23 protein-coding genes are annotated in these 22,355 nt (G+C 46.1%); all 23 read right to left on the bottom strand.

Features of this window, described 5'->3' with window-relative positions:
- Positions 1-12 precede the first annotated feature (12 nt).
- On the bottom strand, positions 13-1,326 hold the full coding sequence (gene fliY / locus ACU1JV_RS11405; RefSeq protein WP_013370686.1) for a flagellar motor switch phosphatase FliY: 1,314 nt from the start codon (positions 1,324-1,326) through the stop codon (positions 13-15).
- On the bottom strand, positions 1,316-2,314 hold the full coding sequence (fliM, locus tag ACU1JV_RS11400) for a flagellar motor switch protein FliM (RefSeq protein WP_013370685.1): 999 nt from the start codon (positions 2,312-2,314) through the stop codon (positions 1,316-1,318). The genes fliY and fliM overlap by 11 nt, the downstream gene beginning before the upstream one ends.
- 43 nt (positions 2,315-2,357) lie before the next feature.
- Positions 2,358-2,831 (bottom strand): flagellar basal body-associated FliL family protein, encoded by a 474-nt coding sequence (locus ACU1JV_RS11395; protein ID WP_013370684.1) that lies wholly within the window; start codon positions 2,829-2,831, stop codon positions 2,358-2,360.
- A complete protein-coding gene (locus ACU1JV_RS11390) occupies positions 2,828-3,052 on the bottom strand; it encodes a flagellar FlbD family protein (RefSeq protein WP_013309896.1) in 225 nt (74 codons plus the stop codon). The genes ACU1JV_RS11395 and ACU1JV_RS11390 overlap by 4 nt, the downstream gene beginning before the upstream one ends.
- Before the next feature lie 60 nt (positions 3,053-3,112).
- Complete coding sequence (gene flgF, locus ACU1JV_RS11385) at positions 3,113-3,922, bottom strand: flagellar basal-body rod protein FlgF (RefSeq protein WP_058829480.1); 810 nt, start codon at positions 3,920-3,922, stop codon at positions 3,113-3,115.
- A gap of 103 nt (positions 3,923-4,025) precedes the next feature.
- Positions 4,026-4,406 (bottom strand): TIGR02530 family flagellar biosynthesis protein, encoded by a 381-nt coding sequence (locus tag ACU1JV_RS11380; RefSeq protein WP_058829479.1) that lies wholly within the window; start codon positions 4,404-4,406, stop codon positions 4,026-4,028.
- A complete protein-coding gene (locus ACU1JV_RS11375) occupies positions 4,403-4,936 on the bottom strand; it encodes a flagellar hook capping FlgD N-terminal domain-containing protein (RefSeq protein WP_013370680.1) in 534 nt (177 codons plus the stop codon). The genes ACU1JV_RS11380 and ACU1JV_RS11375 overlap by 4 nt, the downstream gene beginning before the upstream one ends.
- A gap of 19 nt (positions 4,937-4,955) precedes the next feature.
- Complete coding sequence (locus ACU1JV_RS11370) at positions 4,956-6,410, bottom strand: flagellar hook-length control protein FliK (RefSeq protein WP_058829478.1); 1,455 nt, start codon at positions 6,408-6,410, stop codon at positions 4,956-4,958.
- Positions 6,411-6,437: 27 nt separating this feature from the next.
- Positions 6,438-7,439 (bottom strand): magnesium transporter MgtE N-terminal domain-containing protein, encoded by a 1,002-nt coding sequence (locus ACU1JV_RS11365; RefSeq protein ID WP_165080018.1) that lies wholly within the window; start codon positions 7,437-7,439, stop codon positions 6,438-6,440.
- A gap of 47 nt (positions 7,440-7,486) precedes the next feature.
- Positions 7,487-7,930: a flagellar export protein FliJ gene (gene fliJ, locus ACU1JV_RS11360; RefSeq protein WP_013370677.1), complete on the bottom strand. Its 444-nt coding sequence runs from the start codon at positions 7,928-7,930 to the stop codon at positions 7,487-7,489.
- Positions 7,931-7,940: 10 nt separating this feature from the next.
- Positions 7,941-9,260 carry a flagellar protein export ATPase FliI gene (gene fliI / locus ACU1JV_RS11355; protein ID WP_016820950.1) on the bottom strand — a complete coding sequence of 440 codons (1,320 nt, stop codon included), beginning with the start codon at positions 9,258-9,260 and terminating at the stop codon, positions 7,941-7,943.
- The gene (locus ACU1JV_RS11350) at positions 9,247-10,083 is read right to left on the bottom strand and encodes a FliH/SctL family protein (RefSeq protein WP_058710535.1); all 837 of its coding nucleotides are present in this window, start codon (positions 10,081-10,083) and stop codon (positions 9,247-9,249) included. The genes fliI and ACU1JV_RS11350 overlap by 14 nt, the downstream gene beginning before the upstream one ends.
- Positions 10,076-11,092 (bottom strand): flagellar motor switch protein FliG, encoded by a 1,017-nt coding sequence (gene fliG, locus ACU1JV_RS11345; RefSeq protein WP_013370674.1) that lies wholly within the window; start codon positions 11,090-11,092, stop codon positions 10,076-10,078. Before fliG ends, ACU1JV_RS11350 begins: the two co-directional genes overlap by 8 nt.
- A gap of 11 nt (positions 11,093-11,103) precedes the next feature.
- A complete protein-coding gene (gene fliF / locus ACU1JV_RS11340) occupies positions 11,104-12,687 on the bottom strand; it encodes a flagellar basal-body MS-ring/collar protein FliF (protein ID WP_013370673.1) in 1,584 nt (527 codons plus the stop codon).
- Positions 12,688-12,724: 37 nt separating this feature from the next.
- Positions 12,725-13,039, bottom strand: coding sequence for a flagellar hook-basal body complex protein FliE (gene fliE, locus ACU1JV_RS11335; protein WP_007430020.1), 315 nt, complete (start codon positions 13,037-13,039; stop codon positions 12,725-12,727).
- A gap of 39 nt (positions 13,040-13,078) precedes the next feature.
- Positions 13,079-13,531 (bottom strand): flagellar basal body rod protein FlgC, encoded by a 453-nt coding sequence (gene flgC / locus ACU1JV_RS11330; protein WP_013370672.1) that lies wholly within the window; start codon positions 13,529-13,531, stop codon positions 13,079-13,081.
- Between the two features lie 6 nt (positions 13,532-13,537).
- Positions 13,538-13,945 carry a flagellar basal body rod protein FlgB gene (flgB, locus tag ACU1JV_RS11325; RefSeq protein WP_019686986.1) on the bottom strand — a complete coding sequence of 136 codons (408 nt, stop codon included), beginning with the start codon at positions 13,943-13,945 and terminating at the stop codon, positions 13,538-13,540.
- 407 nt (positions 13,946-14,352) lie between these two features.
- The gene (hslU, locus tag ACU1JV_RS11320) at positions 14,353-15,753 is read right to left on the bottom strand and encodes an ATP-dependent protease ATPase subunit HslU (RefSeq protein ID WP_017427922.1); all 1,401 of its coding nucleotides are present in this window, start codon (positions 15,751-15,753) and stop codon (positions 14,353-14,355) included.
- A gap of 36 nt (positions 15,754-15,789) precedes the next feature.
- On the bottom strand, positions 15,790-16,332 hold the full coding sequence (hslV, locus tag ACU1JV_RS11315) for an ATP-dependent protease subunit HslV (RefSeq protein WP_013370669.1): 543 nt from the start codon (positions 16,330-16,332) through the stop codon (positions 15,790-15,792).
- 26 nt (positions 16,333-16,358) lie between these two features.
- Positions 16,359-17,699: an FADH(2)-oxidizing methylenetetrahydrofolate--tRNA-(uracil(54)-C(5))-methyltransferase TrmFO gene (trmFO, locus tag ACU1JV_RS11310; protein ID WP_446724547.1), complete on the bottom strand. Its 1,341-nt coding sequence runs from the start codon at positions 17,697-17,699 to the stop codon at positions 16,359-16,361.
- 27 nt (positions 17,700-17,726) lie between these two features.
- Positions 17,727-19,829 (bottom strand): type I DNA topoisomerase, encoded by a 2,103-nt coding sequence (gene topA, locus ACU1JV_RS11305; protein ID WP_013370667.1) that lies wholly within the window; start codon positions 19,827-19,829, stop codon positions 17,727-17,729.
- Positions 19,830-20,044: 215 nt separating this feature from the next.
- Complete coding sequence (dprA, locus tag ACU1JV_RS11300) at positions 20,045-21,163, bottom strand: DNA-processing protein DprA (protein ID WP_043885927.1); 1,119 nt, start codon at positions 21,161-21,163, stop codon at positions 20,045-20,047.
- A 229-nt stretch (positions 21,164-21,392) separates the two neighbouring features.
- On the bottom strand, positions 21,393-22,322 hold the full coding sequence (sucD, locus tag ACU1JV_RS11295) for a succinate--CoA ligase subunit alpha (RefSeq protein ID WP_013370665.1): 930 nt from the start codon (positions 22,320-22,322) through the stop codon (positions 21,393-21,395).
- Between the last annotated feature and the right edge of the window lie 33 nt (positions 22,323-22,355).

Here is a 22,355-nt window from a genome sequence, read left to right as displayed (position 1 = left end):
TAAATTATGCTTTTATTGTAATTTTTGAATTCGGTCCCATTGGCTTACAATATCCGTTACACGCACGCCAAAGTTCTCGTCGATTACGACAACCTCGCCCTTGGCAATCAGTTTGTTGTTAACCATAATGTCCACCGGCTCCCCGGCAAGCTTGTCCAGTTCAATAATTGAACCTTGTGAGAGCTCCAGAATATCTTTAATTTGCTTTTGGGTCCTTCCTAATTCTACGGTGACTCTAAGGGGAATGTCCATCAATAAATTTAAATTGTTTTCATCCACTTGCGGAAATCCACCGGACTGCAAGTTAGAAAATTGTACAGGCTGCACATTTACATTACGTCCCGGCGGTACAGCCCCATAATGATGAGGTGTTCCATAAGGCACTTGCGGCGGCACACCTGCTGGCATTCCATATCCCGGCGTTCCATACCCTGGAGCGCCCTGCTGCCCATATCCCGGATCTTGAGGATACATTGGCGGTTGTTGCCCATAGCCTGCATCTTGCGGCGCCTGCGCGGCTGCAGGCGGCTGTTGGTAGGCTGGTGCAGACGGTGGCTGCGGAGTACTAGCTTGTGTCGGCGCTTCGGGAGCAGCTGTTGCAGCTGCCTGCTGTGCGGACGCTTGCGGTTGCTCGTCATCCTCTCCGCCATTCATTAAGATGCTCACCATCTTTTTGGCGAAATTAACAGGTAACAGTTGCATCAGTGTAGAGTCAATTAGATCTCCAATCAATAACCTGAAGGATACTGTAATCAGCGTCTCTTCATCTGGCAGGCTGGATACTCCATCACCGTGCAGAGGATCCAAAATATCAATCCCTGGTGGAGAGATATTAACAAAACGATTAAACATGGTAGACATAGAGGTCGCAGACGATCCCATCATCTGGTTCATCGCTTCCTGCACGGCACTGATGTGAATTTCATTCAATTCTTCATCTGCCGGATTTCCTTCACCACCAAGCATTAAATCCGCTATAACCTGCGCATCACGCTTTTTAATTACAAGCGAGTTAATGCCTTCAAATCCATCGACATAATTTACATGTACGGCTACGTGCGGCTTTGGAAATGCAGTTTCAAATTCAGAACGTGTAATAATTGAAACTTTAGGTGTCGTAATATCCACCTTTTGACCGAGCAGTGTGGAAAGAGCCGTAGCTGCGCTGCCGAACGTTATATTACCGATTTCCCCGAGAGCATCCTGCTCTAGAGAAGTCAGAAAATCGTCAACGGTCTTGCCTGCGGGAGTAGAATCCGTCCCCGCTTCAGACTGTTTCAGCAAGGCATCAATTTCCTCCTGGGACAAATAGTCTTTACTCGTCAATTTCTTCAACTCCTTCGTTGACAATTTCATCAATTTGTACGGCAACACGATCTCTTACCATGCCGGGACTTCCCATAAACTTCAACTTCTCGCCCACCCGGATGGATAGTCCTTCTTTGACTGGCTTGTTCAATGAAATGACATCCCCTACCGAAAGGCCCAAAAACTCAGCTACATTTATCCGGGATTCACCCAACTCCGCAATAATAGGAAGCTCTGCTTTGGTGACCCGTAATCTCAAGGCGTCTATCTCTTCAGGCGCCCTTGATTTCTTTTCGGATGTAAACCACTGGTGCGTGGACAGTCTGGCCATAATAGGTTCCAATACCACGTGCGGGATACAGAGGTTAATCATCCCTGTGGTATCACCAATTTTGGTGCTAAGCGAAATCAGAGCAATCGTCTCATTCGGCGAAACAATCTGCATGAACTGCGGATTTGTTTCCATAGCCTCTAGACGTGGTTCAATGTCCAGTACCGTTTTCCAAGCCTCTTGCAGGCTATCAAAGGTACGGCTGAAAATTCGCTCCATGATCGTCGTCTCGATTTCGGTCAACGCGGTAACCTTGGTTGGTGCCGAACCTGTTCCTCCGAGAAGCCTGTCCAGCATGGCATAAGCTACGTTCGGGTGAACCTCAAGCACCATTCGGCCTTCCAGTGGTTCAGCTTCAAAAATGTTTAGAATGGTCATTTTCGGAATGGAGCGAATGAATTCATCATATGGAAGCTGCTCCACCTGAACGACATTAATCTGGACAAAAGTACGAAGCTGTGCTGAAAAATAAGTGGTCAGATACCGTGCAAAGTTCTCGTGTATCCGCGTCAGACTTCGTATATGGTCCTTGGAAAACCTAAGCGCTCTCTTGAAATCATAAGCGCGAACTTTCTTTTGGGTTTCTTCCTTTTTGAGTTCTTCCGCATCCATTTCACCGGACGAGAGAGCTGCTAAAAGGGCATCAATTTCCCCTTGTGACAGTACATCCACCAATGTTATTCACCCCCTTACGTGTTCCTGACAAGATCACCTGGAATCAAATGGCTGCCAGCAAAAAGTCTGTAATTTTGGCGTTCCCCAGGTGACCTTCAGGGAGCGACTTATTGATGAGATCCGTCAGCTTGTCACTGAACTGATCCCGGCCTTTAGCCGTTCTGAGCTCATCAGGTTTGGTGTCTGCAAGTAATTGAATAACGATAGGCTTAATACTAATGTCCTTGATTTTTTCAAAAGCTTCTTTGGCTTTGGCATCGTTCAATTGAAAAGCAAGATTCATCTGCACAATGTAATCTGCGTCTGCCAAATTTGTTTTGATACCGGTAATTTCAGAGCTTACTTCCACCAATTCATCTGCTGACAATCTTGGAAGTTGTTCTGCTTGAGCGGCTTGCGCATTCGGTATGACTTCCGACTTCTTCCCGCTAAGCGCTGGTATAAGTACAAAGGCCGCGCCTGCAATCAAAGTAATCGCGAGTAAAATTGTAATGAGCCATGGCAGCATCTTCTTCATTCGTCTTCCTCCATTTGTTGCACTTTTATCGTGGCGGCATGCATGCCGATTTCACGGCTGTAACCCTTGATCAAGGAGACGACATCTGCCGCTTTTTCCAATACAATCAACCGTTTCCCCGTCACCAAAGTGACGTATGTATCCGGTGTTTCCTCCACAGTCTCAATGAGCAGCGCATTAAGCCACATAGGCGAGCCGTTCAGCCGCGTTAACGGGATCATCGTAACACCAACCTCCTGATAGGTGCGGAGGAGCCTCTACTCCTCCGCGTTTAAATGAGATTATCGTTTCAAGTTTACAACTTCCTGAAGCACTTCATCCGAAGTCGTAATGATACGCGAGTTCGCTTGGAATCCACGCTGAGCTACGATCATTTCGGTAAATTCGCCTGTCAAGTCAACGTTGGACATTTCCAGCTGACCCGCGATGATAGCTCCACGCCCCTCTGAGTTGGCTGGTCCAGGCTCAAGTTCATCAATGTTGGAGTTGACCGTTGTACGATACAGGCTGCCTCCAATTTTCTCCAAACCTTCCGGGTTAGTAACTCTGGCTATACCAATTTGCGTGCCATTATTCACTGTACCATCATCTAATTGCTGTACAATCGTGCCATCCTGTGAGATAGAGACTGCCGTAACATTGTCTTCAAGTGTGATTGGATCTCCATCCAAATTTCCCACAAAAAATCCATCGGAAGTCACCAGATTCCGGTTTGCATCTATGTGGAAATCACCCGCACGAGTCAGATAGGGAACTTCCTGTGCATCATTCATTTTGACCAGGAAAAATCCGTCACCATTAATCCGCAAATCCGTTGGGTTATTCGTGGTCATTGCACTACCTGGAAGATGCAGTGTATCAATTGAGCTAACCGAGACCCCCAAACCTACCTGCTTGGCATTCTGCCCGGCGGTTGTTGTTCCGTCTGGTGCACTTGCGCCCGAGCTCGTTTGGCTCAAAATATCCTTGAACATTACTCGGCTGGACTTGAAGCCTGTAGTATTTACGTTTGCAATGTTGTTACCGATAACGTCCAGCTTTGTTTGAAAGCCCTTCATGCCCGATACACCTGAATACATTGATCTCAACATTGAGTATAAATCCTCCTCTGATTGGTTGCTTAGTTGACCGCATCAGTCGATCCGCGGCTTTTTCATGGCTTTCCTATTCGGGCCAGCCACTTCGTATATTTTTTTATGAAATAATTACAGCACTATCTATCTGCGTAAATACGTTATCCTCCATGGACTGCTTGTCCATCGCAGTAACAACCGTTCGATTAGGCACACTAACAATCAAAGCCATATCCTGCATTAAAATCAAAGATTCTTTAGCGCCTTTGGCAGCAGCCTTATCCACAGCAGAGTTAATTTTCGCCATTTGGTCACTTTTCAACTCTATTCCTCGCTGCTCCAGTCGCTTGGCTGCATGGTTGCTGAGCTTGAGCACCTGTTCCTGCAACACCTGACCAAATGGTTTGGTGTCCTTTGTTACCGAATTTAATCGGTTTTGAGAAATCGCTGCCGGGGGAACGTTGGTAGGAAAAAGGCGTCCGACCGTTATCCTGTCATTCATGAGTTCTCACCGCTTCCAGTAGAGGAAGAAGATGAAGTATCTGACGTCTCTGTAACAGGAGCCGTTGTATTAGCCTGGCTTACTGATGTTACATCTTTTAATGCCACCTCAGCCGCTCCCATTTTGGCATACTGCACACCGTCGCGAATAACGATGGAATCTACGATTCCACTTTTCACCGTACCTGCGCCTGTCTCACCTGTAATGGAATCTTTTTTCCCCGGCTCAATCCAACTGACTTCTTTTCCTATCAAACCAGAAGCTGTACCCAAAGACTGTCCCAATGCATTCAACTGCGTAGAAATGTTCATCAGTTGTTCCACCGAGGAAAACTGTGCCATTTGGGCGATAAATTCTTTATCCTCCAAAGGCTGCATTGGATCCTGATTTTGTAGTTGAGTGATCAAGATTTTTAAAAATTGATCTTTACCCATCGTTTTAGTATCCTTGGCACTTGCTGTTTTGACATTATTCACATTGTAATTCGGCCAGACGTTACTGGTGGATACATTGTTGTCTGTAGTCGTCATTGTGTTCTCACCTCCATCATTACGCTTGTGCTGTAAAGGAGCCTGTCCGATTCATGTCATCTGCGCGTTGTTCTGCTGTCCAGTTACGAAGCTCTTCTGTCATTTCAGCTACCTTCACAGCATCCTCGCTCTCTTCTCTACCTCGAGCTTTAGAACGTTGGTTAGATTGCTGCTGCTGATTAGCTCCAGATCCGCGTCCATCCTGATACATATGGGAGGATAGCGACTCATTGTGCGTTACTTCTACTTTATCCACTTGAATACCTTGGCTCTGAAGACTCGTACGTAACTGCGACATTTGCTGTTCCAGCAAATCCTTCGCCCCACTGTGCTCAGTCATGAACTGGGCAACCAGATGACCATTTTGCATCGTTAGCTTAACCTCCAGCTGGCCCAGATGATCTGGACGAAGCATGATGGTCGCTTCTGTCAAACCAGTGTGCTTTACAATATCAAGTTTCTGTACTACAAACTCAGTCATCTCCTTGGCAAATTGCCGTACATGTACGACGGGTTGAGCTGGAGCCGAAGGTGTTGTTCCCTGCGCTTGTACTGAAAGCTGCCCCGCAGTCGTGATCACTGGAGTCTGATTATCAGTTGATGCCGGATCCGCTTGCTCAGCTACATCTACGAATGTACCTGCTTCATCCGTTACAGTAGGTTTAACTGCGGACTGAACGAGAAGATTCGTTGATGAACGCTGTCCTTCTGAGCCTTGCTGGCTAGTTTCACCCTGACTTGCTTGCTGCTGAGGAGTAACCTGTTTGTTTGTAGATGCTGCAGTTAACGTCTGAGCACCATTTGCTCGTTGTGCAGAAGGCTGGGCCGCTTGTGAATCTCCACTATCAGCAAGTTCCACAGCTTTCAATACTCCATGCCACTGCTCATCGGAAATAGCTCCCGTCCCAGCCGTTGCGCTTTGCAGCGATTGTAGTAACTGTGTCACCTTAGTCTTTTGGTCTCCCGAAGCCTGTTCTGCTACATTGGCAAGTTGTGACAAAGCGTCCTGCAATGCAAACCGAAGAGTTGCCGGATTAGCTGCCAAAGCTGTCAAGCCTGTAGCCTCTGCCGTTTCCCCACCATCTGCCTGTTGATTTGTTCCATTGCCTTGCAAAAACTGTTGTACTTGCTGAATCCACGATTGCAGAGTTGCAAGCAGCGCAGGATCGGCAACTACCTGATCATCCAACTTCTCGAGATTTTGCAGCAAAGGAGCTAATGTTTCAACCAGCGGCTCGGTTGGAGTTTCCGCAGATTCTCCGTTTGCAATAAGTGGTAGTACCATAACTAATGGAGAACCATTTGCATCTGTTCCTGCTGAGCCCGTTTGCCCGCCTGTCATCATTTGCGTCAGTGTTTGATTAAAGGCACCCGTGGTTGCTCCAGCAGCCGTGGCTGTACTTGTTGTTGATGCTGTCGTACTGTTAGCTGTTTGACTAGAGCTAAGAGATACACTTTGAGAAATAAGGGTCATATATTTTTCACCTCCCTTCAATTCAAATTACTTACTACCCATCAATTTATTCAAAATTTTCGCGGTCTGACCTGCATCCTTGGCAGACATATTTTGCAGTAAAGAAGCACGTGTCGAATCATCTACTGTATTTAAAATGTTTAATGCCTTATCCGGACTGATTTTGTAAGTTTGTAAAATAAGTTCGGCACCGCTTTTCTTGTCCATGGAAGCAAATGTGCTACTGATTTGAGTGCTTTGCAGACTTTTACTCGTCGTTCCGGCTGTAGTACCTTGATCCTTTTTCAGACGGGACTGCAGCGCAGCTACCGATAAATCCGTAGATGGCGTTACGTTTTTCAGAGCCATCGTAATATCTGCTGCTTTTTTAGCGTCCATCTTTTGCAAAATCTTCGCACTGTTGGCAGGGTCCATATAGCTTAAGAGCTGTACGGTCTCTTCCGTGGTCAGATTCTCCATGATCGGTGCAGCTTTACTTGCCGTCATTCCTTCATACATGCTGGCAAGTTCTCTGGTCTGTTTTACATAAGGATCTTCATTTGTTGTTCCGTCTGTAGTTTGCGTACCTGCTTGTCCCTGCTGCCCGACCTGTCCCTGTTGACCCGTCTGCGACTGTTGTTCCTGTTGCGTTTGCAGTGTATTGACCTGATTCTGAAGTTCAGTAACCTTTTTATCTTGTGTCGTCTTAGCAGCGGTAGCCTTTTTGAGTTCTTCCGTCTGCTTAGCTAAATCCGCTTTTAACTGTTGAATGGTTGCTTCAGAACTTTCAGACTGTGCCTTCTGATCTGCCTCTTTTGTCTGGGTTGCCTTATCCTTCGGTTCAGGGATCCAGTTTTTAACAATTGGTATTTTGTTCCCTAATGAGATCATTTCGCTTCTGAAGTCCATATTGAACAGTGTAAGCAAGACCCCGACCAGAACGATTGTGAAAACAATCGGAATCAGGAAAAACATAAACCGTTCAAATCCCCCGCCTGATTCTTTTCCTAAATCCATATCCAGTTCATTTTCTGCTAACTTCTGTGCCATCGTCTTCCTCCTCAGGCAGCTGATATGCGTATCCTATGACGTTCCGCTTACCGGGCTTTCATGGCAAATCGCACGGAAGCCATTTCATCCAGCTCATTCTGCTCGCGCAGGAGCATTTCCTGTTGGAATTTCACGTTGGCCTTCTCTCTTGCTTTCAGCCAAACTTGTTCATCCAGCATTTTATCGGTCAAAACGGTTTGTTTGCTTTGCACATTTTGCTGCGCATATTGAACATCCCTATGCTTGCGTGTAATACATTGGTCCAGATGATTGACATAAGCTTGTAATTCCTGAATGCTAGAGAGTGGCGCGCAATCTTCGGCAGCCTTTTGAATGGCTGATATGACCCGATTCCTTTCGCCTATAAGCTGTGTTAATGTCTGCTCCTCAACCTGCAATTGTCCAACAGCACTGGAAAGCAGCCATTCGGCCTGTGACTTTTCGTTCGTTTTCAAGTCTACAACTTTTTGAAAGGAATACTGAAATCTCATCGTTCAACCTTCATCTCCTCGTAAATTCAGAAATCAAACGTTCTCGTACTTCGTCCAGCTCAGCCTTTTCATCGGTTCTTTGTCTTGTAAAATCCCATATATCCCGTATGCGCTCCATAGATTCGTCAATTTCTGCATTCGAACCCTGTTGATAAGCCCCAATGTTAATCAGGTCCTCTGAATCTTTGTAAATGGCCATCAAGCGCTTAATGTTTTCGGCAGCGTCTATCTGATCTCGTGGTGCAATGTCCTTCATGACCCGGCTAATACTTGCTAAAACATCAATTGCGGGAAAATGTCCTTTGTTCGCAATCCCGCGGTTCAAGACAATGTGTCCATCCAATATCCCGCGCACCGCATCCGCGATGGGTTCGTTCATGTCGTCACCATCAACCAGCACTGTATAAAAAGCGGTTATGGAGCCAGTAGGACCTGTCCCTGCGCGTTCCAGAAGCTTAGGCAGACTAGCAAACACAGATGGAGTGTATCCTCTCATTGCTGGTGGCTCACCCACCGCTAGACCGACTTCACGCTGGGCCATTGCATATCGGGTAACTGAATCCATCATTAACATGACATTCAACCCGCGATCCCGAAAATATTCCGCTATCGTCGTTGCAATAAGTGCACCCTTAATGCGGATCAATGCAGGTTGGTCGGAAGTGGCCACAATGACTACAGAGCGTTCTAGTCCCTCAGGACCCAAATCCCGTTCAATAAAGTCCAGCACCTCGCGTCCACGTTCTCCGATCAAGGCAATTACGTTCACATCTGCTTCCGTATTTCGGGCAATCATACCCATCAAAGTACTCTTACCTACACCCGAACCCGCAAAAATACCAACCCGTTGTCCTTTGCCAATCGTAAGCAACCCGTCAATTGCACGTACTCCGATACTAATGGGTTCCTGCACACGCGGACGATTCAGCGGATTGGACGGTATATTGAAGGTTGAATATCTCGCCATTCGCGAGGGAATCAGTGATCCGTCCAAAGGCTGACCCAAACCATCCAGCACTTTGCCTAACAGCTCCGAACCAACCTGCACATTCAGCGGCTTCCCTGTTCCTACGACATCACAACCAGGACCAATGGATTGTAGTTCTCCAAGTGGCATCAGAAGCACTTTATTGTCTCTGAAGCCAACAACCTCTGCCTGCAATGGCTTTGCCGCTTTGCCTGGATAAATATAACAAACATCCCCGATACTCGCGTCCGGACCTTCCGATTCAACCATCAAGCCGATAACCTGTGTAACCTTGCCATTCACCCGAACGGGGTCCAGCTGTCGCAAATGATCCATGTAGCGCTGCGCATTAAGCCCCTTCATGTCTTCGCTCCTCATTTTCATGTGCCAGACGCAGTAGTTCCTTTTTAATCTCAGCTAATTGCGTATCGATCCGGGCGTCCACGCTTCCAAAGGAAGAACGGATGACGCAACCGCGATCCTTTACGGTACCATCAGGAATAATTTGCAGTTCTGCCTGCGAATCGACAGTTAATGACAATTCTTCCCGCGCACCTTGCACAAATGCGAAATGCTGAGGCGACACACACAATGTAATGATTCCTTTTTCTCGCTTACGAGCCAAATTTTTGCGAATTAACTCGATTGTATATTCCGGTTCAAGACTAAGCTGTTTTTCAATGACCTTCTCGGCAATCGCACTACTCAGTTCAACCAGAAAAGGCTCTGCTTCCTGAATCAGTTGTTCCTTAATCTCATAGGCCTGACGCAGAATATCTTGTGCTTCTTCCATCATCTGCTCCGATTTCGTCTGAAGCTCAGCCTCAGCCAGCTTCTGGCCTTCTTCATACCCTTGTTGAAATCCATCTGCTTTTATCGACTGAATCAACTGATCGTCATGCTCGCGTCGTTCCTGCCACCAATCTTCAATCTGCTGCTGTGCTTCCTGAAGTATTCGTTCCGCTTCTTCAGCCGCCTCGCGTACCTGACGTTCGGCAAAGTCCTTAGCATCATTCAACATTTCATCTCGGAGCCGTTCTGCCTCATAATCTCGCTGAGGCTCTGGCTCCGTATATTCAGTTGTGATTTCTTCATCCGTCGTTTCTGGCACGTACGTATGTGCCACATCAATCGTTTTCAAAGCCTCTACAGGCACATATTGGAAAGATTTAATCAAGTTAGACAATGATGTCATCTCCTCCGCCGCGTGCGATTATAATCTCACCGGCCTCTTCCAATCTGCGGATCGTTGAAACGATACGTGTTTGTGCTTCTTCCACATCACGCAGCCGCACCGGTCCCATGTACTCCATTTCCTCTTTGAAGGTTTCTGCCATACGTTTCGACATATTTCGGAAAATCACATCGCGTACTTCTTCACTGGACACTTTAAGTGCCAATTGCAAGTCTGCATTGTCGATATCGCGGATAATGCGTTGAATGGACCGGTTGTCCACATTGACAATATCCTCGAATACGAACATTCTTTTCTTGATTTCCTCAGCCAGTTCAGGGTCTTGAATTTCAAGCGAGTCGAGAATTGTACGCTCGGTTCCGCGGTCTACGCCATTCAAAATCTGAACGATAGACTCGATACCACCTGCATTCGTGTAATCCTGCGTTGCAGTTGCCGAGAGCTTTTGCTCCAATACTCTCTCCACTTGAGAGATGACCTCCGGAGATGTACTGTCCATGACAGCAACACGCCGGGCCACATCTGCCTGCTTTTCCTGTGGTAAGGACGATAGAATTGCCGCCGCTTGCTCAAACTGCAAGTATGAAAGCACGAGAGCAATGGTTTGCGGATTCTCATTTTGTATAAAATTCAATATTTGGTTCGGATCAGCCTTACGAGCAAAATCGAAAGGTCTCACCTGTAATGTCGCTGTCAAACGGTTAATGACCTCAACTGCTTTTTGCGATCCAAGCGCTTTTTCCAATATTTCTTTGGCGTAATTAATACCGCCTTGGGAAATGTACTCCTGAGCCAGACAAATTTGATGAAACTCGGCCATAATGGAGTCCTTTTCAATGGCATCGACCTTCCGTACATTGGCAATTTCCAATGTAAGTTGCTCGATCTCTTCATCACGCAAATGCTTGAATATTTGAGCAGATACTTCTGGCCCCATTGTGATCAAAAGAATAGCTGCTTTCTGTCTTCCCGTTAAACCTTGACTGCTTGCCTTTGCCAATGAACTCACCTCTATTCGTCAGCCAGCCATGTACGAAGCAGATTGACGAATTCGTCGGGTTTCTTTTTCGCCAGACTTTCAAGCTGTTTACGCACTTGACTTTCATTTGTCACACTTTCCATGGTAATGGACGGGAATTCCGTCGGCGTTGGCATGAGTTGCAATTCTTCATCCAACTCTTCTTCCTGATTACGACGACTGCGTACGATGAAGAAGATTACACCCGCCAACAGTGCCAGAACTGCAGCTCCGATGCCCCACATCCACGGGTTGGAAGCTGAGAAGAATGTATTGGTACTCGTAGGCGCCGGAGCAGCTTGCGAGAACACTGAAACCTTTTTAGCCAAATCAGCGTCTGTAAAAGTAGTACCGGAATTCGCCAGTGATGCTCTTACAATATTAACCAAGATATTTTGAATTGCTGTCTGAGTTGCAGTATCCAACGTTTGCTGACCTGTTGGTGGTTCAACTGCTACATTAATGGTTAAATCTTTTACAGTGTATGGACTTTGGATAATATCCCTTGCAATTCGGTTAACTTCGTAGTTAATCGTACTTGAGCTCTTATCCGAGCTGGTATTGCCGGAATTGGCTCCTCCAGGGTAACCCGGGACATCCTGCGTTCCTGTCCCTGCAACTCCTCCGGTTTGTCCACTACTGCCCGTATAACTTTCCTGGATTTGTTGGGCACTAATTTCAATACCCTTCATTTTCGTTTGGTCAACAGGTGTGACCATTTGTTCCTTTGATGTTACTTTGTCGAAATTTAGCTGGGACATAACCAGCACGTTTACCTTGTCGTCTCCAACAATTTTCGACAAAAATTGTTGAACATTATTCCTTACATCGCTCTCAAACTTCTTCTGTAGAGCCATGTTTTCCTGAACACCACTTGTGAGTCCACCTTGGCCGCCCTTGGCCGTTGGAATCAACTCATATTCCTTATTCGTGATCGTAATATTTTCTACTGGCAAATTCGGTACAGCCGTTTTTACCAGGTTAAAATATCCGTCGATCGCTTGTTGATTGGGAGTAAAGCCAGGTTCGAATTCCATCTGAACCGAAGCAGATGCTTTGTCCTTTTCTTCAAGTCCGGCAAAGATGTTTTCCTTTGGCATATTAATGACGGCTTTGGAGCTTTGGACACCATCCATCCGTTCCAACAGTTGCTGTACTTCGCCGTTCAATGCGTTATTGTACTTCACATTGAACTCGTTCTCCGTCATACCTATGGCCGAGGAGGACTGGTCAAAGGCGCTCATGCCGATTGACCCTTTCTGTATCAGGCCTTGAGACCCAACATCTACCTTCGCCTTATCTGCATTTGCGGTTGGGACTGAAATTTGTGTCCCACCAGCATTAAGCTGATACGGTATACCCGCAGAATCGAGATATTTAATGACCCCAGCGGCATCATTTGCATTTAGATCCTGGAAGGCCACTTCATACTCAGTTTTGGTAAACTGCATCGTTAGCACTACAATGGCGATAATGATGAATGCTAATGTCGAAACAAGTAATATCTTCTGTTTTTTGCTGAAATTATTCCAATATCCGGAAATCTTATCCCGGTATTGGGCGATTCTCTCGTTCACTCCGTCACCCCATCCGAAACTTTGCTAAACCCTCACTTTACATCTGTGTACGCATGATCTCCTGATAGGCTTCGATCGCTTTGTTTCGGACCTGTGTAGTAAGCTGCAGGGAAAGCAGCGCTTGTTGTGAAGTGATCATGACCTGATCTACATCAACTTTGCCTGCCATGAATTGGTCGGACATCTGGTGTGTAGCGGCTTCCTGCTGCCCTACTTCATTAAGAGCATCCTTTAGGAAGGAGCCAAAATCCTTCAAGGATTCGGAAGGCGTCGCTTTCGTCAACTCATTGTTAGGCGATTGAATCTGCTGTATTACCGGTGTCTGTACGTTAAACATGGCGTTCTGAATCATGTTTTACTCTCCCTATTAAGTAGTTAGTAGTCCTGGAACTTAGCGACCGATTTCAAGCGCTTTGGAAACCATCGCCTTTGAAGCATTCAGAGCTGTTACATTGGCTTCGTATGAGCGTGTTGCGGAAATCATGTCGACCATTTCTTTCATTATGTCTACATTAGGCATATATACATAGCCATCTTTATCAGCGTCCGGATGACCCGGATTGTACACTGGCTTCAAAGGTGACTGATCTTCCTGAATTTGCGAAACTTTAACGCCAGCGGCGCTTGTACTACTTCCTTCCATTTGAGCCTTCAAAACATCGGCAAAGCCAGATTGGTTCGGCTCCAAAACAACCGTTTTTCTTCGATATGGAATTGCTTGTCCATTCTCCACCTTCGCCCGAGTTGTCTCTGCGTTGGCAATGTTGCTCGATATAACGTCCATCCGCAACCGTTGGGCCGTAAGAGCAGATGCACTAATATCAAAGCCGTTGTTAATCTTCACCTCGTCCTATCTCCCTTCTACCGCTGTTCTCATCATTTTGATGCGCTCATTAATTTCTTGGATGTAGGTATTATATCTTAGTTGATTTTCAGCCATAAGACTCATTTCTCTGTCTATATCTACGTTGTTCATGTTGTTATTCATGACTGAGTACCCATCTTTGGTGACCGTGGCATCAGGAATGGAGTTCACAGGTCCTATTTGAAAATGTCTTGAATTGGTTACTTTTCCACGCAATGGCGTGACATCACCGTCCATTTGCTGCTGAAGCAGTTCTTCAAATGAAACCTCCGAACGCTTGAAATACGGGGTATCCGCATTGGAAATATTATCGGCCATCACACGTTGTCTCGTATTGGCCGCCTGTACACCTGCCTGAAGCTTTTGAAAGCTTACATCACCCAGCAGATTCATTTAGCTCCTCCCTCCAGCGTCTACTCCAAAGTAAGATTCAATAAAACAAGATTTTTCACTTTTTTTCGACAATAAAATTTCATAATTATACATTTCTTTTAGGTCTTAAGTAGAAAATCTTAACTTTCTGTCATATATTCTAAGTTTCGTAGAGTTGGGACCTAATTACAATAAGAAAAAAGCCCTATCTTTTTTAAAAAAGAGGGCTTTAGATGCATAAAATGTTAAATTTTTCAGGTTTTTTTCAAGAAAATGAATGTTTTCTTAGCACTTTACACCTGTAAAAGATTATACGTCCTACTTTTGGAATAGACAGAAAAATCATCAACTTAACCTGTGTCTAGGACTAAACGACGGTGCAAGATAGTGTTATTCTGGACCACACACCCTATTTTTAGACACCCTGTTCATAAAATATACTGACTAAGGTCCCTGTTTTGGGCAATATCTCCCAGCTTCTCACGCACATATTCCGGGGTAATGATCATACGATCCAATGTAAGCTCCGGGGCTTCAAATGACAGATCCTCCAGCAGCTTCTCTAAGATGGTATGCAAACGCCGTGCGCCAATATTTTCGGTGTTGCGATTAACGGACTCGGCAATACTAGCGATCTCACGAATCGCTTCCGCAGAAAATTCGACTTCTATTTCCTCGGTGCGGAGCAACTCGGTGTATTGCTTGGTCAGCGCATTTTTAGGCTCCGTCAATATCGACACAAACTCATCCAAGGTCAAACTACTTAGCTCCACACGGATTGGAAAACGACCTTGAAGCTCTGGGATCAGGTCTGACGGTTTAGCCACATGAAAAGCCCCAGCGGCAATAAACAGAATGTAGTCTGTTCTTACCGGGCCGTATTTGGTCATAATGGTAGAGCCCTCGACAATAGGTAAAATATCGCGCTGGACTCCTTCTCTCGACACATCAGGGCCACTTCCCTTGCCTTGGCTGGCAATCTTATCTATTTCATCAATAAAAATAATACCGGATTGCTCAGCACGCTTCACAGACTCCTGAATCACATCATCCATATCGATCAACTTGGCTGCTTCATCTTGAATCAGTACCTTGCGAGCTTCCTTGATTGGTAGCTTGCGCTTCTTCGTCCGCTTAGGAAGGAAACTTCCGAACATCTCCTGCATATTCATACCCATTTGTTCATTCCCTTGCCCAGCAAACATATCGAGCATATTGGGTGCGGTATCCTCCACATCAATCTCTATGACATCATCCTCAAGCTTACCGGACAACAGATCAAATTTAACCTTGCGTCGCTTCTCTGCTAAGGTTCCGTCCTGTTGTGGTGGTTCTTCTTCTACCGAAGTCCCTGTGTTATTGCCAAACAGCATTTCAAAAGGATTACGTTGCGATTTATTTGACTTTTCTGCAGGTACAAGGATATTGACAATCCGTTCATTTGCCATGTCCTCCGCTTTGTCTTTCACATTCTCTGTTCGTTCCGACTTGACGATACGGATAGAGGTTTCCATTAGATCCCGCACCATGGATTCTACATCACGACCGACGTAACCCACTTCTGTAAATTTGGTGGCCTCTACCTTGACAAAAGGAGCTCCCACGAGCCGTGCAAGTCTACGTGCAATTTCAGTTTTACCCACACCTGTCGGTCCGATCATCAAAATATTTTTAGGCACAATTTCATCCCGAATATCATCCGGCAGTTTACTACGCCGATAACGATTACGCAAGGCAACAGCAACTGATTTTTTAGCTTCCTTTTGTCCGACAATATACTTATCCAGCTCGGATACCACTTGTCTGGGCGTCAACGATTGATTATTCATTTTGCACTCCTCCACCCTTGAATACTCAGAGCCGACTTACAATTCTTCCACGATAATCTGACTGTTCGTATACACACATATTTCCGAAGCAACCTCTAACGCTTCCCGTGCCATGTCCTTTGCTTCCATACCAGAGCCATGACGTTTGAAAGCACGGGCAGCTGCCAATGCAAAATTACCACCTGAGCCAATGGCCAACACATCATCGTCAGGTTCAATAATTTCTCCGCCTCCAGAAATGAGCAGCATCCCGGATGAGTCCATCACAATCATCAGCGCTTCCAGCTTGCGTAGTACACGATCCTGCCGCCAGTCTTTGGCCAGTTCTACAGCAGCCCTTTGAAGATTGCCGTGATGTTCCTCCAGCTTATTTTCAAACTTTTCAAACAATGTGATAGCATCGGCCACCGAACCCGCAAATCCCGCAACGACCTGCCCACGATACAATCTGCGCACTTTTTTAGCCGTTTGCTTCATCACAACACTGTTGCCGAACGTTACCTGCCCATCACCCGCAATAGCTCCTTTGCCATTATGGCGTACAGCACAGATGGTGGTAGCATGAAAGGACATATCCATAACGCGCTCCTCCTTTTCCTTCATCCTTATGCCTGTACTTCTGTTGACATAACTCCCGTTTGGTTGATATAACCGCGCAAACTTTCCAACGCGCGATTAGCGAGAGCTTCATTTTTTTCCTTTTTGTTACGAATGCGTGTCTCCAGCTTTGGAAGCAGACCAAAGTTTGCATTCATCGGTTGGAAATGTTTGAAATCAGCAGTTGTAATATATCGTGCCATGCTGCCTAGTGTCGTTTCCGCAGGAAATACGAACATTTCCTGCCCACGTGCTGCTCGTGCCGCATTTATACCAGCCAGCAGACCTGAGGCCGCCGACTCTACATAACCCTCTACACCAGTCATTTGTCCGGCAAAGAACAGATTACTTCTTCCCTTGAACTGATAAGTTGGGTGAAGCTGCTGTGGAGAATTAATGAAGGTATTGCGATGCATCACGCCATAACGTACAAACTCTGCCTCTTCAAGTCCCGGAATCATTGAAAATACACGCTTTTGCTCCCCCCATTTGAGGTGAGTCTGGAAACCAACCAGATTATATAGCGTACCTGCAGCGTTGTCTTGTCGAAGCTGAACAACTGCATAGGGTAGTTCTCCTGTATGTGGATTTACGAGGCCTACAGGTTTCATCGGTCCAAACAATGCCGTTTGTTTCCCACGTTGCATCATTACTTCGATAGGCATACATCCTTCGAAGTAGATTTCTTTTTCGAACTCCTTGACTTGTGCCACCTCAGCAGTAATCAAAGCCTCATAGAAAGCATCAAATTCCGCTTCGTTCATCGGACAATTTAAGTAAGCTGCTTCTCCTTTATCATAACGGGAAGCCAGATAGACCTTGCTCATATCGATGGAGTCCTTCTCTACAATCGGAGCTGCCGCATCGTAGAAATAAAAATACTCCTCTCCCATCAGTGTTTTGATCTGTTCTGACAAAGCTGGAGAAGTTAATGGTCCCGTTGCAACGACCACGATACCGTCCTGCGGGAGTTCCTGGAGTTCTTCATTAACGACCTCGATCAAAGGATGTTGATGAAGCGTATCTGTAATATGACCGGAAAATCCATCACGATCCACTGCCAATGCCCCACCAGCCGGAACAGTATGGCGATCTGCCGCACTCAGAACCAAAGAGTTTAGTATTCTCATCTCTTCCTTCAGTACGCCTACTGCATTCGTCAGACCGTTCGCGCGCAAGGAATTACTACATACTAATTCGGCAAATTTATCCGTATGATGCGCGGGTGTTTTTACAACCGGTCTCATTTCATATAACTTAACTGGCACTCCACGGCTTGCAATTTGCCAGGCAGCTTCGCTGCCCGCCAAACCTGCTCCGATGACCGTTACCTTTTGTAGTTCACTCACTTTTAAATCCCCCTGCTATCTTTGTTCTTAAGAAGTCTCTACACTCTCATCGCTCTCCTCCAGCATTTCGCTGTGATCGCAGACGGTACAGTTGAGCTTCGTTCCCTGTTTAGTACGTTTTTCGACCATTAGGCCACTGCAACTTGGACAAGGCTTAATGGACGGTTTATCCCAGGATACAAAATCACATTCTGGGTAACGGTCACATCCGTAAAAGACACGTCCTTTTTTACTTCGTCGTTCGACGACATGTCCCTCACCGCATGTAGGACAATTCATCCCGATATCCTTGACAATTGGCTTGGTGTTACGGCAATCCGGGAAAGCAGAGCAGGCCAGAAATTTACCAAAGCGGCCCAGCTTATACACCATGGGGCTGCCACACTTGTCACAGATGACGTCGGATACTTCATCCTTAATTTCAATTTCTTTCATTTCTTCTTCAGCCACTTCGAGACGCTTCTCGAATGACTCGTAAAAGTCACTCAACACCTTGACCCAATCACCTTCGCCTTCTTCGACGTGGTCAAGATCACCTTCCATATTGGCTGTAAATTCTACATTCAGAATCTCTGGAAAAAATTCTTCCATCTGCTCGATGACCAACTCTCCCAGCTCGGTAGGGAAGAATTTCTTCTCCTCAATAGCGACGTAACCGCGCTTCTGAATGGTTTCCAGCGTCGGTGCATACGTACTCGGGCGTCCTATACCCAATTCCTCCAGCGTCTTCACCAGTCGTGCTTCCGTATAGCGAGGAGGCGGTTGTGTAAAATGCTGCTTTGGTTCAACCGATTCCTTTTTCAGCTTATCGCCGGGTTGGAGTGGCGGCAACAGCTTATCTTCTTCGGTTTTACCGTCGTCATTCCCCTCCACATACACTTTCATGAAGCCTGGAAAGCGAACCTTTGAACCGGCTGCTCGGAATATCGCCTCGCCTGCTTCAATATCAACGGACAAAGTATCCATAATAGCGGAAGCCATCTGACTCGCCATAAAACGTTCCCATATCAGTTTGTACAATCGGAACTGATCTCTACTCATAAAAGGCTTAACAGTTTCCGGATCACGCAAGGCGGAGGTTGGACGAATCGCTTCATGCGCATCCTGAGCATTAGCCGACTTTTTTGAATACTGACGAGGACTTTCAGGCACAAAATCTTCGCCATATTTTTGAACGATGACCTCTTTCGCTTCCTCTTGAGCCGAAGTGGCGATCCGTGTGGAATCCGTACGCATATACGTAATCAGACCCACAGTCCCTTCTTTTCCTAAATCCACACCCTCATACAGCTGCTGCGCTACAGACATCGTTTTAGATGCCCGGAAGTTGAGCTTTCGAGCCGCCTCTTGCTGCAAGGAACTTGTTGTGAATGGAGGAGACGGATTGCGTAAACGCTCCTTCTCTTTCACATCGCGCACCTTGTAAGACGATTTTCCGATAGCTTCTAACACTTCTTGTACATCCGCTTCGCTAGAGAGCTCTTTCTTTTCGCCGTGTAGCTTATGGAATTTCGCTTCAAAAGTGCTGTCTTTAATAGCTAATTTAGCTGTGATCGTCCAGTATTCTTCCGGTACAAACTCATTGATCTCGTTTTCCCGGTCCAGAATAATTTTCACTGCAACCGACTGTACACGCCCAGCAGACAGACCCTTCTTTACCTTTTTCCAGAGCAATGGACTTATTTTATAACCGACAAGCCGATCCAATATCCGTCGTGCCTGCTGCGCATTGACCAAATCCATGTTGATCTTGCGGGGGGTTTTAAAAGCATCTTTGACAGCCTGCTTCGTTATTTCATTAAACACCACACGACAATCCGCCGTATCGTCCAGTTCCAGCGCATGCGCCAGATGCCAAGCAATAGCCTCGCCTTCGCGATCCGGGTCAGCCGCCAGATATACTTTTTTTACTTTTTTTCGGGCATCCTTTAACTCTTTTAGTATTGAGCCTTTACCTCGAATGGTAATATATTTGGGATTAAAATCATTTTCAACCTCTACACCGATCTGGCTCTTAGGTAAATCCCTGATATGACCCATGGAAGCCTTGACGATATATTTGCTGCCTAAGTATTTGCCGATCGTCTTCGCCTTGGAAGGCGATTCCACGATGACGAGTGAATCCGCCATAGGCTCTTCCTCCTCTCAATTACACACATGAATATGATAAACTTCCTGAAATGTGGTGAGCTATAGTTCGTTAATACGAGCTATAAATTCAACACATTTCAGGAAGTGGGGAAGGAGTAGGAATCCGCGATGCGAATAAACGCTAATTTCCCTCCACCTATGTTTAAAATTGAATTTTACGCATTTACTAACTAAGGATTTGACAAAAACAATGACTAAATAAGCTTGTATTTTGTGCCCGCTAGCTGAGCGATCCTTTTTTTTATGATTAACGATAACAGAACTGCGTGTAAAAGTCCAAAATCCCATGCCGTAGCATCAAGCAGTTCATCCAGTGTCATGGTTCCTTGTTCCAGCAGCAGCACTACGCGCTTTTCCTCAGAAGTCTCACTTTCTGATGCTTTGGAGACTTTCTTAAGATTAAGACTCTGTTCTCTATTGTATGAAGAAACCTGCCTTGTACGCAAATCTGCTTCATACTCCTCAATAATATCCGAAGCTTCAGTGACCGTTTTGGCTCCTTGCTTAATCAAGTTCAGCGTGCCTTTACTCTTCGGTGACGTAATGGGTCCAGGAACAGCAAACACATCTCGATTTGCCTCCAGCGCAGCATCCGCTGTAATCAAGGAACCGCTTCTAGCGTCTGCTTCTACAACGAGCGTCCCCTTCGTTAAACCGGCAATAATGCGATTACGTTGTGGAAACATCCCCGGATGAGACCTCGTACCTGGAGGATACTCCGATACGATTAGACCTTTACTAGCCATCTCTGCAAACAAAGAGGCATTTTGGGGAGGATAAATTTGGTCAATTGCTGTTCCAAGTACACCAATCGTGTTGCCTCCCTGGCGCAGGGCTGTTTCGTGACAAATACTGTCAATCCCTCTCGCCAATCCACTAACCACTGTAATCCCTGCATTACATAATTCCTCTGTTAGTATCTCCGCTGCTCTACGACCATACGCAGTAGGAACGCGAGTTCCTACCATGGCTACAGAACATGTGTGCAAAAGTGATTTATCCCCTTTTGTATACATCACCCAAGGAGGGTCAACTGTTTCCTTCATTAATAAGGGGTAATCTTTGTCCACATAAGTTACCGTACCAATATCACTGGATTGAATTCGCTGATATCGTTCATGCACCCATTCTTCATCGTAACACTGTGCCGCAATGCGTGCCTGTGTGGGACTTAAGCCTATCTCAATCCACTTTTGTTCGCTAAAATGCAGTAGCTCATGCAATCGATAATCACTCGACCAAATACGCTGAATAGTTCTTCTTCCGATTCCCTCTAACTCATGTAGACCTAATAAAAGCCATCTTTCTTCCAAACTGTGGTTCCCCCATTCATGGAAGAGTGAACCCTTCCTTATTTTGTGGCACAACGGATCATTTTGCAAGCGTTTCCCTGATAAGCCTGTATCAACGCAAAAAAAAAGCAACCTTTTCATCCCCTGTTTCAGAAGATAAAAAGGTTGCTTACCTTTCTTTCATTATACACTAGCCAGCAGCAAATTTCGATGTTGATTTACAGCCTGTATATTAATGAAGAAACACGATTTAATGTGTTGTACACAAGTTCAAAATACCACGTGCTTCCAACACACTTACCAGTGTCGAGCCCATTTCGGAAGGAGTCGGTGCCACCTTGATCCCGCAGGCTTCAAGCGTTGCAATCTTCTCTTTTGCCGTTCCTTTTCCGCCAGAAATAATGGCGCCTGCATGCCCCATCCGTTTGCCTGGAGGCGCAGTCACACCACCGATAAAACCAACGACTGGCTTCGTCATATTATCCCTGATCCACTCGGCAGCCTCTTCCTCAGCTGTACCACCGATTTCTCCGATCATAATGACAGCGTGAGTGTTGGGGTCCTCATTGAAGCGATGTAAAATATCGATGAATTCCGAACCTTTAACCGGGTCACCGCCAATACCAACCGCTGAAGATTGACCTATACCTCGAGTGGTTAACTGATGCACTGCCTCATAGGTCAAAGTACCACTACGTGACACAACGCCTACATGACCAGGCAGATGAATGTAACCTGGCATGATACCAATCTTACACTCTCCTGGCGTAATAACGCCCGGACAGTTAGGGCCAATCAGAACGGTCTTTTTACCTTCCATAAAACGTTTGACCTTGATCATATCAAGTACCGGAATCCCCTCTGTGATACAAATCACGAGGTCCAGTTCCGCATCCACAGCCTCCAAAATGGAATCCGCTGCGAAAGCCGGCGGCACGTAAATGACGCTAGCAGTTGCCCCCGTAGCTTCCTTGGCTTCGCTTACTGTGTTAAACACTGGCAGTTTGACCTGTTGTCCGTTTTCCAGTGTAATTTCTACCTCGGTGCCTCCCTTACCTGGAGAGGTGCCACCTACCATCTGTGTACCGTAATCAAGTGCACCTTTGGCATGGAACAACGCCGTTTTTCCCGTAATCCCCTGTGTAATCACCTTTGTATGCTTATCGACCAAAATACTCACGATCTTCACATCCCCTATCGTTTATTCGGCATA

The sequence above is a fragment of the Paenibacillus sp. T2-29 genome, from assembly GCF_052921365.1.
This window is presented reverse-complemented; position numbering and strand designations above follow the sequence as displayed.

Bases quoted from the DNA above. Each gene is read 5' to 3' on its own strand.
- ACU1JV_RS11375 (WP_013370680.1), bottom strand. From the start codon at position 4,936: ATGACGACTACAGACAACAATGTATCCACCAGTAACGTCTGGCCGAAT.
- flgB (WP_019686986.1), bottom strand. From the start codon at position 13,945: ATGAATCTGCTGGGTGATGTAAGCTTTCAAAAGCTTCAGGCAGGTGTA.
- ACU1JV_RS11370 (WP_058829478.1), bottom strand. From the start codon at position 6,410: ATGACCCTTATTTCTCAAAGTGTATCTCTTAGCTCTAGTCAAACAGCT.
- fliE (WP_007430020.1), bottom strand. From the start codon at position 13,039: ATGATTCAGAACGCCATGTTTAACGTACAGACACCGGTAATACAGCAG.
- ACU1JV_RS11395 (WP_013370684.1), bottom strand. From the start codon at position 2,831: ATGAAGAAGATGCTGCCATGGCTCATTACAATTTTACTCGCGATTACT.
- hslV (WP_013370669.1), bottom strand. From the start codon at position 16,332: ATGGATATGTCCTTTCATGCTACCACCATCTGTGCTGTACGCCATAAT.
- topA (WP_013370667.1), bottom strand. From the start codon at position 19,829: ATGGCGGATTCACTCGTCATCGTGGAATCGCCTTCCAAGGCGAAGACG.
- hslU (WP_017427922.1), bottom strand. From the start codon at position 15,753: ATGAATAATCAATCGTTGACGCCCAGACAAGTGGTATCCGAGCTGGAT.
- fliJ (WP_013370677.1), bottom strand. From the start codon at position 7,930: ATGAGATTTCAGTATTCCTTTCAAAAAGTTGTAGACTTGAAAACGAAC.
- ACU1JV_RS11380 (WP_058829479.1), bottom strand. From the start codon at position 4,406: ATGAATGACAGGATAACGGTCGGACGCCTTTTTCCTACCAACGTTCCC.
- fliI (WP_016820950.1), bottom strand. From the start codon at position 9,260: ATGAAGGGGCTTAATGCGCAGCGCTACATGGATCATTTGCGACAGCTG.
- ACU1JV_RS11390 (WP_013309896.1), bottom strand. From the start codon at position 3,052: ATGATCCCGTTAACGCGGCTGAACGGCTCGCCTATGTGGCTTAATGCG.
- ACU1JV_RS11365 (WP_165080018.1), bottom strand. From the start codon at position 7,439: ATGGCACAGAAGTTAGCAGAAAATGAACTGGATATGGATTTAGGAAAA.
- flgF (WP_058829480.1), bottom strand. From the start codon at position 3,922: ATGTTGAGATCAATGTATTCAGGTGTATCGGGCATGAAGGGCTTTCAA.